At 67.1% G+C, this 14,002-nt stretch carries 8 protein-coding genes; 2 read left to right on the top strand and 6 right to left on the bottom strand.

What is annotated here, in order from left to right; translation table 11 throughout:
- The first annotated feature begins 315 nt into the window (after positions 1 to 315).
- Entirely contained in the window at positions 316 to 933 is a 618-nt protein-coding gene (locus FFS23_RS01140) for a phage integrase N-terminal SAM-like domain-containing protein (protein WP_137897078.1), read from the top strand.
- Positions 934 to 1,434: 501 nt separating this feature from the next.
- On the opposite strand, the gene FFS23_RS01145 is transcribed toward FFS23_RS01140, so the two are convergent.
- Positions 1,435 to 2,475: a hypothetical protein gene (locus FFS23_RS01145; protein ID WP_137897079.1), complete on the bottom strand. Its 1,041-nt coding sequence runs from the start codon at positions 2,473 to 2,475 to the stop codon at positions 1,435 to 1,437.
- Between the two features lie 77 nt (positions 2,476 to 2,552).
- Between FFS23_RS01145 and FFS23_RS01150 the strand changes: the two genes are divergently transcribed.
- Positions 2,553 to 3,197 (top strand): thermonuclease family protein, encoded by a 645-nt coding sequence (locus FFS23_RS01150; RefSeq protein ID WP_212742883.1) that lies wholly within the window; start codon positions 2,553 to 2,555, stop codon positions 3,195 to 3,197.
- A gap of 26 nt (positions 3,198 to 3,223) precedes the next feature.
- On the opposite strand, the gene FFS23_RS01155 is transcribed toward FFS23_RS01150, so the two are convergent.
- From FFS23_RS01155 to FFS23_RS01175, 5 genes are read right to left on the bottom strand one after another with little or no spacing between them, the layout of a single operon-like run.
- The gene (locus FFS23_RS01155; RefSeq protein ID WP_137897080.1) at positions 3,224 to 3,748 is read right to left on the bottom strand and encodes a hypothetical protein; all 525 of its coding nucleotides are present in this window, start codon (positions 3,746 to 3,748) and stop codon (positions 3,224 to 3,226) included.
- A gap of 44 nt (positions 3,749 to 3,792) precedes the next feature.
- Positions 3,793 to 5,106, bottom strand: coding sequence for a hypothetical protein (locus FFS23_RS01160; RefSeq protein ID WP_137897081.1), 1,314 nt, complete (start codon positions 5,104 to 5,106; stop codon positions 3,793 to 3,795).
- Positions 5,103 to 11,390 (bottom strand): AAA domain-containing protein, encoded by a 6,288-nt coding sequence (locus FFS23_RS01165; protein ID WP_137897082.1) that lies wholly within the window; start codon positions 11,388 to 11,390, stop codon positions 5,103 to 5,105. The genes FFS23_RS01160 and FFS23_RS01165 overlap by 4 nt, the downstream gene beginning before the upstream one ends.
- Complete coding sequence (locus FFS23_RS01170; protein ID WP_137897247.1) at positions 11,387 to 12,031, bottom strand: 4Fe-4S cluster-binding domain-containing protein; 645 nt, start codon at positions 12,029 to 12,031, stop codon at positions 11,387 to 11,389. The genes FFS23_RS01165 and FFS23_RS01170 overlap by 4 nt, the downstream gene beginning before the upstream one ends.
- Positions 12,031 to 13,827 (bottom strand): AAA family ATPase, encoded by a 1,797-nt coding sequence (locus FFS23_RS01175; RefSeq protein ID WP_137897083.1) that lies wholly within the window; start codon positions 13,825 to 13,827, stop codon positions 12,031 to 12,033. The genes FFS23_RS01170 and FFS23_RS01175 overlap by 1 nt, the downstream gene beginning before the upstream one ends.
- Positions 13,828 to 14,002: the final 175 nt, after the last annotated feature.

Raw genomic sequence — 14,002 nt, forward strand, 5'->3', positions numbered from 1 at the left:
CCCCCCCCCCGTCGGAGGTGTTGCGGTCACATCTATTCCGGTTGTGGGCGTAAGCGGCCATTCTCCCTCAGACATTTGCCTTCAGGAATGTACGCTTGTGGCGTGTTCCATTCACCCGCTCCATCGGCCTTCCCTTGAGGCGGCTCGGACCCTCGTACGGGGAGGGGGCAATGTCCGATTGTGGTGGAAGCACGAACCCGCTCCGCGGGATGGTCGTGCGGGGCGAGGTTGAGGTGACGTCGCTGGTTTAGCGCGTCGGTTGAGCGCTACTCGTCACAGGCAGAGCATCGGGGCTCCACCAGAAGGAGCCCCACCATGACGACCCTCATTCCCATCGCCGTCAGCCCGTTGCGTCAACGCCTCATCGACGAGTTGCAGATGCGTCGGTTCGGCCGCGAGACGCAGCGCAACTACATTCGCGACGTCGGCCGGTTCGCCACGTTTCTGGGGCGTCCACCCGACACGGCGACGGCCGAGGAGGTGCGTCGCTTCCCGGTCGAGCAGCGCGACCTGGGGGTGCCGGTGCCGACCATGAACAGCATGGTGTCGGCGCTGCGGTTCTTCTTCACCCAGGCGCTCGACCGGCCGGACCTGGCACGTCGGCTTGTCCGCACGGGGCACGCCCGCAAGCTGCCCGTGGTGCTGAGCCAGGACGAGGTGGCGCGGCTACCGGCGGCCACCACCTGCCTCAAGCATCAGGCGGCGCTGTCGGTCGCCTACGGCTCGGGCCTGCGCGCGTCGGAGGTGACAGCGCTGAAGGTGCGCGACACCGACAGCGAGCGGATGCTGCTCCGGGTCGAGCGCGGCAGGGGTGGGCAGTACCGCAACGCCATGCCGCCGGCAGGCCTGCTCCGGACAGTCTGCATCCACGACATCGCGCACGCCCACCGTGGCCCCCGACGCTTAGCCCGGCTGAACCTGAAAACCCCATAGCGCACCGGTTGAGGCCCGCGGGTTCGGGCTTCCAGGACTTTCGTACGCCTACCGGCGCCCGAAACTCTTTAGGAAAGCTGCCCGTCCGCTTTCGGGCGAGAACCACGAGGAAGCCGATTTTCGTTCAGGCGGTGGGCAGAGAGTGAAATTTCTCCAAGTGGTGCAAAGCGGGATTTCCTCTTTTAACTTGAGCACCGCAATTCGGTGCTATTTGTTCAGTGTAGAGGACTTAAACAAATTTTCGTGGCATAAAGTGACCGTGATCTATCGTGTTCCAATCTCTGCGTTAGACGTCGTTGATGAATTTAAATAATGACAAATCTTCGCTATAAACAAATGGTCGAACTTATTTCTGCGCCCGTTGTCATGTCAGTTTATGTCACCTCATGCGAGCGATGACTGAGGGGGGGGCATAGCCCGATCTGTCATCCACCGCGAGCGCGGCTTGGCAAACCCCGGCAGCCGGGCGCCTGCGTGCTCGGAAGTCGGCACGTTCGCCAATCAAGCGCTCGGCTGTACGGGGGCGGGAACCGGAGATCGCGGAAGCGTTTGTCGCTCGTTCAGATCGATGCCAAACGCGGTGGGATTCAGCGCACGGAAGCCGTCGCGCTTCGACCACTGGTAGTGGCCTCCCAGTCGCTCCACGAAGGCGGCCGCCTCGGTGCGCGCCATGTTGGTTACCTGAAGCGCCTGCACGCTCACCCGTAGGTGCAGGACCGGGGCGAAAGTTATGTGCCCAGTGCCGCGATCCAAGATGTCGGTCAGCATGAGCACTTCCACCTCGTCCACCGGCAGGACGGAGAGACACTCGATGGCGACGCGGGCGGCGGCGGAGCATATCGCGTCGCGGTGCATTTCAATGCGCTTACCGACCGGAATGGCCTTGAGGGACGCCTTGCCGGACCTTAAAAGCGAGATACTCTCCTCCGGCATGTCCTCCAAATCCAACCCGTCGACTACCGCGATGACGCGATCGTCGATGATGAGGGTGTCCATGCCTTCGACCGAGAATGGAAGATCACCGAGGTCGCTGTGCAGCTCCAGCGCTTCGACGATCGCATCGGGTTGCCGTTCGACGAGTCTCTGGGCGGCCTCGATCTCGGCGTTGCGGGCATGCGCCGCATGCACCATCTGGATGTGCACCTCGTCGTCTAGACCGCGCGCCTCCATCACCCGTTGTCCCAGCCGATCGAGATCCCGCTGCTGCCGCCCGAACAGCCGGGACATCCAGCCGGGAGTGTAGGCGTCGAACTCCTCCTGCGCGGCGTCCTCGGCGTCTGATCGCCGTTCGGGTGGAGAGACGCGCGGTGCGGTCGCCGTCCTGAACCAGTCGCGACGACGGAAGTCGACGCGGTGAGCGCCGATCAGCGCTTCGATGATCTCCTCGTACTGCGCCGCCGCTCGAGACGAGGAGTCGAGCACGGCCTGCTTGTGCAGCGCGTTCTGTCGCGCGATCCGCTGCCGCTCCGCTTGCTTGGCCGCGCGGTCCATGGCCTTCATCGTCCGCACGACGCCGCGCGTGATCTGCCTCGACGTGACCACCTTCGCTTCCCCCGGATTGTTGTTCCCCGGCAGCGGTTTATAGCCGGCCCGTTCCAGGGAGCTAGGGAGGTTCGGCGTTGACGTGGTTGGCTGCGCTGGCGGCGTTGGCGTCTATCGTGGGTTCGGCGCGGGCGATCGATGGGGATACGCTGCGGATTGGTGCGACGCGCATACGCCTGTACGGGATCGACGCGCCTGAGCTGCACCAGCTGTGCGGGAGAGGATCCCGACGCAATCCATGTGGCCGCACCGCGGCCGACGCGCTCGGACGCGCCGTTGAGGGTAGGACGGTGACCTGCATGCCGATGGACGTCGATCGCTACGGCAGGACCGTGGCCGTGTGCCGCAGCGCGGGAAGGGACGTCGGCGAGGAACTGGTCAGCCGAGGGCTGGCGGTCGCCTACCGCCGCTACAGCACCCGCTACGTTGGCACGGAGGACGTCGCGCATACAAAGCGCCTGGGCATGTGGTCTGATGTCTTCCAACCGCCGGCGGAGTTCCGGGCCCTTCGCCGTGGAGACGGAGCGCGGCCGGGCGAAGCCGTTAGCGCGCCGAACCCCTCCTGCACGATCAAGGGCAACGTCAGCTCGAAGGGCGCTAGGATCTACCACGTTCCCGGCGGCCGGGACTATGCCAAGGTGCGCATCGCGCCGCCGAAGAGTGAACGCTGGTTCTGCAGCGAGGCCGAGGCCGAGGCGGCCGGCTGGAGACCAGCCCGCTAGCGAGCTCCAACCGGCTCCTCGGGCGATCAGAGGAGATCGGATAGCATGTCTTGGAGCTCGGCCTCGGCCTGCTTCATTCTGACGGACGCGTATTCGAGACCGACGTTCGTCTCATCCGAACTCAAGCCTTTGACTCCGAGGAATATCGAGTCGACGTCATCCGGAAGAAGCCGGGCTGCCGGTCGCTCCCAGAGAACGTAGCAATGGCGCTCGTTCGCGGTAAGCCCCTGAGTCCAATCGCGCGGTTCGTCCCAGATCGAGCCCGACCGCAATCCTTCCGCAAGTTCTCCGGCTCCGTAGCGCTTCTCGAGCTGCGCGTTCAGCGAACCATGCAGCTGCCGCACCTGGATGCCGTACGCATCGTTGCCTACCGTTGTGGAGACGCCCTTGATCCAGCAGATGCCGACGGAAGGGGTGGCCTGCACGACGTAGCTTTCGAAGCTGGGGTGCGGCTTCGGCGGCGTCACGAGGTATTTGCCGTGGCCTAGATCCTCAATGATTTCGAGATCCTCGACCGGCGTGTGGAATTCGATGCCGAACGGCGCTGTCATGGATATTGCTCCCTCTTCAATCGTGATTGCGCGTCGCCTCGCCGTCATCTGTCCGATCTGATCGAACGCAACTGGGGGGTCGCGGCCGACGCAACGGTCTCCGGTCCGGTGAGCCGCATCCGCTTGAGCGGCACCGCACCCACCGGCAGCGACTTCTCGATCTGGAGTCCCGCTCCCACTTCGGCGAGGCTGGCCTGAAGCGACGTCACGTCTCCGCACCAGATCGTCTCGGCGTCGCGATCGCGGGCCGGGTCGGGCCCGAGGCATCCGCCCTCGAAGGCGACCGGACGCATCTGCATCTTCGCTCCCGCAGGGGAGACCTCGACCCCGTAGTCCGGCCTGGACGCGCTCCTCAGGATAAGTCGGTTGTCGCCTGCGACCTGCGTCGTCATCCCTTCCGCGAACTCGTAGCCGAGCTCCGCGAGCCCCTTCAGCACCGCCGCTCGTCGCGCCTGCGCGGCTGCGGCCGCACGGTGGGCTTCGATGGCCGCCCGGGCTGCGGCTATGCCGTGCTCTAAGGCGGTCGCATCCATGCTTTCCGCTCCGGCGTCGAACGCCGCCTCGTCGAGACCGGCGGCGGAAGCCTCGGCCGACAGCAGCCGAAGTTCGTGCAGAAGGGCGGCCGTGCGGCGCGCGGCCGCCAGCGTGCGTCCGATTTCGACCTCCAGCCCGTCCAGCAGCAGCCCGCGTCGGCTTCCCGAAGCGCCACGCGCCTCCTCGAGCCGTGCATGCAGATCGTCGAACTTGATGGCATCCGCGATCTGGGCGAGTTCGGAGAGGCGGTTTTCGAGCCTGTCGATCTCGGGGTCGATCGCGACCTGCCTGTTGGCCATCCACTTCGAGAAGTTTCTATCGACATCCTCCTCGCGCAATCTGCGCGCGAGTTCGGATGAGGCGCTATGCTCCCGGGCGGCGGACGACATGATGCCGAACGCCTGCGGAAACGCCTCCTCACGCCCGTTCCGCAGATCCTCGGCGAGCTGGGGAGGAACCGGCCCCTTTTGCTCAAGCGAGCGCAGAAGAGCCGCGCCGGTCTCCTTTGACCGGCGGTCCCGGGATCGCGCCGCCGCCTGCGCCTGTGCGACTTTGGTCAGCCTCCGTCGGAGGTCCTCCTCGAGGAACGCCTCCTCCGTGGGGGCCTGCTTCTGGAGGTCCATGAAGCGGTCGCTCCGGATGAGGGCCTCAAGGGCCGCCCTGCGTCGCCGTGCCGCTGCCAACGCGTCTTCGTCGATGCACTCGTTGCGCGTTCCGACGCGCGTCCATTCCTCCAGCGCGGCGTCGACCCTCGCAAGGTGTCCTCGGCAGATGTCGAGTATCTCCTCGCGCGTCACGATGCGCACGACCTTGGGACCGCTCATCTCCATCCTCCCATCGCGGTTTCCACCGCCACCTTCAGCCGCTCGCGCTCGCGCTCCGGCTCGGAGAACCAGCGATGCGAGGAGACGCGGTGGATGACGGGAATCGAGCGCCGCAGCACCTGCGGCCGCCACATCTCCCGGGCCCGGGCGCTGGTCAGCAGTGGATGCCGCGGCGCATCGCATTCGATGCCGATGCCGTATAGACCAGTTCTCGGGTCCTCGATCACGAAGTCGAGGCCGAACGCGCCGTCGTCACCGACGCTGGTCGGATCCCGACCCATCGTCCGCAGTTCCTCCGCCACGCAGACGCGCAGGCCGTCCGCATCGTCGAACGAGGCACCTCCGCCGCGTCGTCGTTCCGGCGTCAGTCGCGTCAGCAGCCCGTCCGCGGCATAGAGATCGCCTTCGGATATCGATCTCGCATATTCGAAGTACGCCTGCAGGAAGTCGCGCGGCGAGGATGCCTGACGGCGGGTGCTCAGGAGATCGGATATCTCGGATATCGGCATGGAGGTCACGAGGATCACCTTTTGACGGGCCCGGGTGACCGCGACGTTCAGGCGTCGCTCGCCGCCCTTCTGCCCCAGGACGCCGAAGAACCGCCGGAAGGTGCCCTGCGCGTTGCGTCCGAAGGTCGACGAGAAGACGATGATGTCCCGCTCGTCGCCCTGCACGTTCTCGACGTTCTTGACGAAGAACCCCATGTCCTCGCCGCCTTCGACGCGGTCGCGTTCACGGGTCAGCGCCGCGCGGAAGGCGGCGTCCGTCTCCGCACGGCGTTCGAGCGCCTCCTCGATGACGTCCGCCTGCTTGCGGTTGAAGGTGACCACGCCGATCGTGGGCGGCGTTCCCTCCTTGCTCCAGAGCTCCGCGAGCTTCTCCACCACCTGCATGGCTTCGCCTGGGTTCGTCTGGTCGACGTAGGTTCCTTCCGCCCGGACCACCTCGATCGGGCGCTTGCGTCTGATCTCGTCGGCGGGATGGCGGGCGGGGACGCTGAGACGGTTCGAATAGAAGGACGCGTTGGAGAACTGGATCAGTTCGCGGTAGATCGACCGGTAGTGGATCTGGAGCGTCGTCGCGGGCAGGACGGACTTGCCGAGCTGCAGCAGATCCGGACAGTCCTTGATCTCCCGCCGGTTCCACGTCTCGTCCGCGGCGTCGCGTTCGTCCTCCTGCAGGTCCTCCTCGTTGGCGTACCCCTCGAAGATCTCGGCCTCGTCGCTTTCGACCTTGCTCGAGAAGAACGCCGTCGGCGGCATCTGCTTCTCGTCGCCGCTGACGATCATCCGCTCGGCTCGGAACAGCGTGGGCAACGCGTATTCGATGGGCATCTGTGACGCCTCGTCGAAGATGACGGTATCGAACAGGCCCTTGCGGAGCGGCAGTAGTCGGCTCGCCACGTCGGGATTGACCAGCCAGACCGGCCGCAGGCGCATGAGGCCCAGTTCGGCCCCGCGATCGACGAACTCGCGCAGCCGGCGGGCCCTGGCCCCCCGCAGCCGCGTGATGTCCTCCCACTCCCTGAGCGGCCTGAGGCGGCTCGCGTCGAGCCCATCGACCAGCAGCCGGCGGTTCAGCGCTCGCATGTCTCGGTCCGCCAGCGCCAGCGCCGCGGCCTTTGCCTCGAGCTCCTGCGCTTCGAGGAGGAGGGTGGGAGCCGCCGTCTCAAGGCGGCTCTTCCATGCCAGACGAGCCTCGATTGCCATGATGCGCCGGACCGTCGACTCCAGTTCGACCTCTTCGATCCTCGCGAGTTCCTCGCTGATGCGGGAGAGCTGCGCGAAGACCTTCATCGCCTCTTCGCCCAGTTGGGGAACCCGCGCCCGGAAGCGCTGGAAGGCGGGCACGTGGGGCACTGCGCCGAGCAGAGGCTCGATCCTCGCCGCGTTGGATTGCTGCGATGTCACGGCAGCGCGGCACTGGTCGACCCAGGCCTCCGACATCCAGGCCGCGAGCCGATCGAGAGCGGATCGGCTCACGGTCCGGGCCGCGTGCCTGGCGAGGCCCTGATCGATTCCCTCCATGAGGTCCTCCACGGCCTGGCGGGTCGCGGCTCTCGCCATCGCCGCCGAGACCGAGGGTTCGGGGTAGGCTTCGAGCCGAACGGCCAGCCCTTCCGCCCCGTCGATCAAAGCGCGGCACGCTCGGGTTTCTTCGATCAGCCGGTGGATGCGCAGGACGGCAAGGTGGCCGGCGGCCTCGCCCAGCCCGGCGGTAGCTTTCTCGAGCCTGCTGCGAAGCGGGCGCAAGGCTTCCTCACGGTGGAGCGCGGCGCCGAAGGCGGCAGGCTCGCTCAACCCGGCCTGCTTCATGAACGTCCGTCGTCGCCAAAGCGCCATCCACCTGGATGGCATCAGGCGTTCCATGAACGTCGGTCGGCGCTGCAGCCGATCCGAGGTCTCCGTCCACGCCACGAGGTCGACGTCGTCGAGTCCCCGCGCGACCTCCACGGCGTCGTCCGGGGCGTTGTCGGCCGGCAGCGCGAGGAGCGAACGCTCCAGATCCGCGAGCTCCGTCTGGGGTTCGGTTTCGCCGGGCGTGCGCTCGGACGCACCCGCGAGCAGCGGAAGCCAGCGTGCGAGACGTTGCCGCGCTTCATGGTCGATCGATATGAACGCGGCGCCGTGCTCCGTCGACCAGCTTAGGTAGGGTTGGGGATCCTCGATCTCGAGGGCGTTGGGCGTCCGGGCGGTCACGTCCAGGCGCTCCTCCTCGGCGGCCGCGAACGCTCCCAGATCTTCCGAGAAGGTCTGCACGGAGCCGGGGTCGGTCCCGAATGGAAGCGTGTCGTGGAGGGCGCTGCCTTCCCAACGTGCGGGCAGCCACAGACGGGCGATGGGCGCGCAGATCTCCTGCAGGACCGTCAAAGCTCCGGGATCCGTGCCGGCGAGCACCTGGCGCAGCGATGGGAGGGCGGGCGTGATTCCTTCGCGTGCTAACCCGATGAGGTCGCCCAGGATCAGCCGGAAGGACAAGCCCGTCCGTTCGTCAACGGCGTGCAGCGCACGATGCTGACCGTCTAGATCGGCTTCGAGCGCCTCTATGCGGGCCGCCGCCTGATCGCGCAGCTGCCGCCAGCCGGTTGCACCTCCGGGCCTGGCGTGCAGCGCCTCGAGCTGCTCGCGGACGGCGCGGATGACGGGTTCGCGATCCTTGTTCACGTCGTTGACCATGACGACGCGCTCTCCGAGGCCCGAGGCTTCGAGCCGCTTGTGCACGACTTCCAGCGCCGACTGCTTCTGACAGACCACCAGCAGGCTGCGTCCAGTGCCAATGGCGTCCGCGACCATGTTGACGATAGTCTGGCTCTTGCCGGTGCCGGGCGGTCCTTCGACGAGCAGCCCGCGACCCTGCCTGGCTTCGAGGACGGCGGCCTCCTGGGAGGGATCGCTGTCGGCGGTGAAGAAGCGCTCGCGCTCGGGAACGTGGAGCTGCTCGCCCCTGACGATCTGTTCGCCCGCCCGGAACGCCGTCTCGAGCGAGGTGCCCGCAGGCGGCCTGCTCTTGAGCTGCCGCAGGTCCTCCATCACGGCCTGACCCATGAAGCCCAGATGGAACAGGGCGGCGGCGCAGGCGACGCGATCTTCCCCGGGCCGTAGCCGGAGATCCTTGGAGGGGATACCCTCCAGCGCTCGGCCTTCGACCCGGGCGAGTTCGCGGAAGGCCTCGACCACGTCCTGCGCGGTGACGGACGATCTCCCGAGCACGTCGTCGGCCGCCTCCTGCCAGCGGGCCGCGGTCTCGACGCCGAGCAGCGTCTCGAACGCGGGATTGAGGCGGACCTCCTCCCGGTCCCGGTCGAACGCGAGGGTGACCCGCCCACGCGATCCGGTCTCGGGGTGGATCCTGATCGGCCACAGGAGAACGGGGGCGATGCGGGGACGGGTCGAGGCCCGGGCCTCCTGCATGACGAGGAACGGGAAGCCCAGGTAGAGGCCGTCGATCCCGGTGTCGCGGCGGTAGAGGGTGGCGTGGCTGTGGAGGGTCCGGAGACGACGCTCGACGCGCGGATCGTCGATGAGGGGCGTCGGGTCCAGATCGATCCTCTGATCGTTTCGGAGCAGGACGTGGTCGAGCAGCTCGGAAGCCCTCCGGCGGGGACTGTCGAGCTCCATCAGATCGAGACGGGCCGTGGTCTTGCCGATTACCATTCGGGTGAGCGGCCCACGCATGATCGTGCCCGTTATCCGACGCGCGAAGAAGTCCAGCAGGGTCGCTATGTACGCCTGCCGCGGCGGCTGCCGCCACTCCGCCGCCGGCACCGCTAGGAGGGCGAGTGCGCGCGCGAGAGGCAGCCGCTTCTCCAGCCTGAACTGGTCGCCCCAATCGTCGATGCGCTGCCGACCGCAACGGGCGAAGCCTTCGAGACGCCCTTCGATCTCCGCGTGCAGTTCGCGTCTCGGCGCGCCGGTGCGCGCCAGTGCCGCGGCACGGTCGAACTCCGCGACCCCGGCGGCGGCCGCCGCGGTCGCCGCTTCGCCAACGATCGCCTCAGCGGATCGGAAGTGGATGGCCGACGCGCTCAGGAGGAGGATGAGGTCCTCCTCTTCGGTGATCCTGCGCTCGACGATGGCGAGGAGACCCGGGTGGTCGGTGTCCGGAAGGATGCGGCTGCGGTCCGCCCAGACGGCGGCAAGCCGCGACTTCGACGTGGACAAGACCGAGGCTTGGAGCTGGCTCTCGTCGATCTCTACGTCGAGCTGCTTCGCCCTCTCGCGCACGCGAGCCTCGCGGCGCTTCAGGCGGGACAGCCACACCTCGTCGTCGTCGCGCTCGAGGCGATCTGGCAGAGGTCCGGTGATGAGCGCGTAGCCGTCGTCGGGATGGTCGATCAGCCAACCGGGCGTGACAATCTCGCCCCGCACGACGAGCGGCATCGCAGGGTTCAGCGCCTTCAGCGCGAGCGCCAGCCTGAAGTCCGCCGAGACGTCCTCCAGGGCGGCGATCGTCCTGACTTCGGCACGAAGGTCGGCATGGTGTCCGGCTTCGTCGATCCACGTCGCCAGCTCGCCGCGGAGCAGCATTGACCGGGCTTGGTCCCAGTGTTCGGGCTCCGCGGCCAAAAGTGCGAACCGTTCGGGCGTGTCCAGCTTCACGCCTCCGAGAATGATGCTGCGCATGCCCGCCCCGTCTCCCACAGGACGCAGCCGGGAGGGCGCCTGCGGCACGTCGCCCGCGAGCCAGCGCTGGACCTGGGGCCAGCACCAGCGTTCCCGGCGGTCAAGTGCCAGAAGCCCTCTCAGAAGCGCGTCCACCTCGACGGGCAGATCGTCGGGGATCGGCGCCCCGTTCGTTAGGACGCTGATCAGGAACGACTGGTCGTCGGCGCCGGCAAAGCACGCGCCTCGAGTGACCTGTTCGAGCAGGATCATGCCGAGGCTCCACCAGTCGCTGGCGGCTGCGACGCCGCCGGCCACCGCCTCGGGGGCCGTGTACCGCGTGATCTCGAGGGGAGACACGACGTCGAGATCGTAGTCCGAAAGGCGCGCCGAGCCGAAGCCGGTGATGACGAGGTCCAGCGGCTCGCGCGTCCGCACCATGATCGCCGTAGGTCGCAGATCTCTATGTCGCAGACCGCGTTCGGCGAAGGCCGCCAGCGCGCCGCCCACCTCGTCCAGGATGCGGCAGAGCGTCGCTCGATCGTTCGCCATCAGCCCCAGGTCGGCGAGCGTGCCGCCGCGCAGGTCTTCCGACACCTCGTAAGCGCGATCCCGCCACCTTCCCGTATCGAAGATCTCCGGCACGTGGTCCCGATCGAGGACGCTCAGCGCGTCGTACACCTCGGGATCCGGCTCGCTGCCGTTGGCGTAGAGCGTCAGGACCGCCTCCCGGCCGTCTTCGTCCCGGACCGTCTCGAACCGCTCCCGGACATGACTGGTCGTCGGAATCCGTCGCAGCAGGCGCCAACCGGCGATCTCCGTCTCGGCCTCTGCCTCGGGTGCGGGTTCGGAAATGGGCGGCGTCGCGTTCCCGTCGATCCCGCCCGCGCCCCGGTTGACGTCCCGTGGCGGGTGCCGTTCGACCGCGGCGTCGTCGGGCACCCGCGGATCGGCGCCGCACTCGCTGCAGATGAGGTCGCCGGGTTCGAGACCGTGTCCGTTGGTGCAGGTCGGCGTCGATGCCGGGCTGGCCGGGAATTCTAGGGCCGCGGGCCTCCAGCCGGCTGGTCGCAGCGGCAGATCGGAGAGTTCCCATCCGCACGACAGGCCCGCGATGTCGCCGTCGCACAGGATCTCGTCGGCCGGCCGCTGGGTCTCGCAGTTGGGGCAGAAGCGGATCATCGGACGGTCTCCCGGATGGATGCGGACGTCGAGGCCGAGTGACCTTCCCGGGCGAGCAGTCGGCGCAGCTTCGACAGGTCGCCTCTGGCCGGTATGCCGGCGAGCCAGGCGTCCCCCACGTCGTCGAACATGACGTCAAGTCGTCTGTCCTCGACCCCGGTCGCGCGATCGTAAACCTTGAAGGCCGAACCGCGCTCGGTGAGCATGTGCAGCGACTGGTTGTCGCTGCCCCGAAGAGCGGCGGTCTGGGGAAGATCGGAGCGGAACGGACCCGTCATGACGGCGTCGACGAGGTCGGGATGGACGTCGAACCAGCCGGCCACATCCTGCATTTCGCGACCCGTGAAGACCAGAGTGGGTGTCGCCGAATGTCGGCGCCACCCGTAGAGTATCTCTGCAAGGGCGTCGGGCTGATCGAACGGTTCGCCTCCCGAGACGGTGAGGCCGTCACACGAGCCCGAGAATTTTCTCAGACGGTCGACGACGTCCGTCGCGTCCACGAGGTTGCGGCCGGCGTCCCAGGTGTCGACCGAGATGCAGCCGGGACATCGGATCGAGCAGCCTTGGAACCAGAGCCCGACGCGACGTCCGGGTCCGAGCGTGGTTACCGGGAAGTGGATGCGGGAGATCGAGACCTGCATCACGCCGGTTCGATCTCGAGGGTCGTGACGCCGCCCGTGACGACGCGGGCGATCCTCACTTCTCCTTCGCGATCCAGCTCGAACAGCGCGCGAGCCAGCGGGTTGATGAGATGTGCCTCGATCATGTTGCGGATGCCTCGACCGCCGTTCGAGAGATCGGCCGTGCACAGCTGTCGCAGGGCCTCGCGGGCCTCCTTGGAGAGGACGATGTCGCGTCCGCCCGCGGCGGCGTCCCGAATCACGCTGTCTACCATCGAGCCGAATATCTCGTCGGCGATCGTCGGCCGGATAAAGTCAAAGACGATGACGTTCTCGCCGAAGCGATTGAGGATCTCGGGTCTATTGAGAACGAGCTTGAAGTGATTCGAGATCCCGGCTCGGACGCGCAAACGCACCTCGTCGAAGGGCTGGTCGGGCGTGACGTTCGCGACGCGGGCGCCATCCGCGCCGGCGGAATAGATGCCGAGGTTCGAGGTGAAGATGATCAGCGCTTCGGAGAAGTACACGCGGTCCCCGCGCCCCGAGGTCAGGACGCCGTCGTCCAGGATCTGGAGGAACTTGTCGAGGATGCGCGGATGGGCCTTCTCAATCTCGTCGAACAACACGACGCTGAAAGGACGCTCGCGCACGGCGTTCGTAAGCTCGCCACCGACGTCGTAACCCACGTACCCGGGTGGCGCGCCGATTAGGCGCTGGTCCGCGTGTTCGGCGCTGAATTCCGACATGTCGAAGCGGATGTACGCGCTCTCGTCTCCGAACAGCAGCTCCGTGACGGTCTTCGCCAGCTCCGTCTTGCCAACGCCCGTGGGGCCGGCGAGGAACGCGATGCCACGGGGACGGCCTCCGCGACGTCCGCCACCAATGCCGGTCGCCGCGCGCTTCACAATGTCGAGCATGTGGACGACCGCGTGATCCTGCCCGGAGACGCGGCGGCGGATGATGTCGGCGCCGTCACGGATCTTCCGTCGCTCGATCTTAAGCCACGCGTCCTCGGTGACGCCCACCTTGTAGCGGCGGACGGCCTCGCCGATTTCGGTGACGGGCACCTTCTCGGCTCGGGCGAGCTGCGCCACCGCGTTGAGGTCGACGAGCAGCATGCCTTCGGTCGCATCGACGAGCGAGCGGCCGGCCTCCTCGAGAACGTCCGCCTCGGCGTCGCGCGAGCCGGGCAACGTCTTCACCAGTGAGGGGGCGACGGCACTTCGCGCCGCCCGATCGGGCGGCGCGATCGGCACGTGCCTGACGCGGGGGTTGTCGATGGTGAGCCAGTCGGGAAGGTCTCCCTCCTTCTCGGCTATCCAGATGACGGTGTTGTAGCGCGGCGATCGGTCAGGACCGCTCGGTCGCGCGCGGGCGGTCTGGCTGAGGATCAGCGCCCGTGTGAACAGCTGCTGCTCGGCCGGCGAAAGGGCATCGCTCCGGACGATCATGCGGGAGGCGAAGTCGGCGATGAGCGCGATCGGTTCGCCTTCGAGCGTCACGATCTTCTCGAGTGTGGCGCCGAATACATCCGGGCCCGCCTGCGCGCGGCCGTTGGATGGCGTCAGCCCGAGCCTCGTGAGAAGCGCGTCGCCATCGGTCCGCGTCCCGTCCGGACGGCTCAGAACCGTGAAGCCCTTGAGCGGGTCGTAGTGCACGACGGCGGCGTATCCGGCTTCGGCGAGCGTCGAGGTGAGGACGTCGGCAATGGGGGCGGCGACCGCCCGGCCGTCGACCACACGGATTTGAAGGTCCCTGACGTTGCCCGTCAGGACGAACTGGCTCTTCAACGGCAGGAAACGCGTCAGGTCACGCATCCAGCGCGACCTCAGATCATGCGCATTCAAGCAAGTTCTCCCATCGCGACCGGTCCCCAGTTTCGGCGCATTGGTAAAGACTATCGAGCCCAAAGCTAAATACAATGCGAACAACCGCTTATTGCCGCCGATTGAAATGGCGGGCAGGCTGTTCCGGGTGTCTGGGATTGTACGG

Source organism: Sphingomonas sp. 2SG (assembly GCF_005503285.1).
Classification (GTDB): domain Bacteria; phylum Pseudomonadota; class Alphaproteobacteria; order Sphingomonadales; family Sphingomonadaceae; genus Sphingomonas; species Sphingomonas taxi.

Bases quoted from the DNA above. Each gene is read 5' to 3' on its own strand.
- FFS23_RS01155 (WP_137897080.1), bottom strand. From the start codon at position 3,748: ATGACAGCGCCGTTCGGCATCGAATTCCACACGCCGGTCGAGGATCTC.
- FFS23_RS01175 (WP_137897083.1), bottom strand. From the start codon at position 13,827: ATGCGTGACCTGACGCGTTTCCTGCCGTTGAAGAGCCAGTTCGTCCTG.
- FFS23_RS01140 (WP_137897078.1), top strand. From the start codon at position 316: ATGACGACCCTCATTCCCATCGCCGTCAGCCCGTTGCGTCAACGCCTC.
- FFS23_RS01160 (WP_137897081.1), bottom strand. From the start codon at position 5,106: ATGAGCGGTCCCAAGGTCGTGCGCATCGTGACGCGCGAGGAGATACTC.
- FFS23_RS01170 (WP_137897247.1), bottom strand. From the start codon at position 12,031: ATGCAGGTCTCGATCTCCCGCATCCACTTCCCGGTAACCACGCTCGGA.
- FFS23_RS01165 (WP_137897082.1), bottom strand. From the start codon at position 11,390: ATGATCCGCTTCTGCCCCAACTGCGAGACCCAGCGGCCGGCCGACGAG.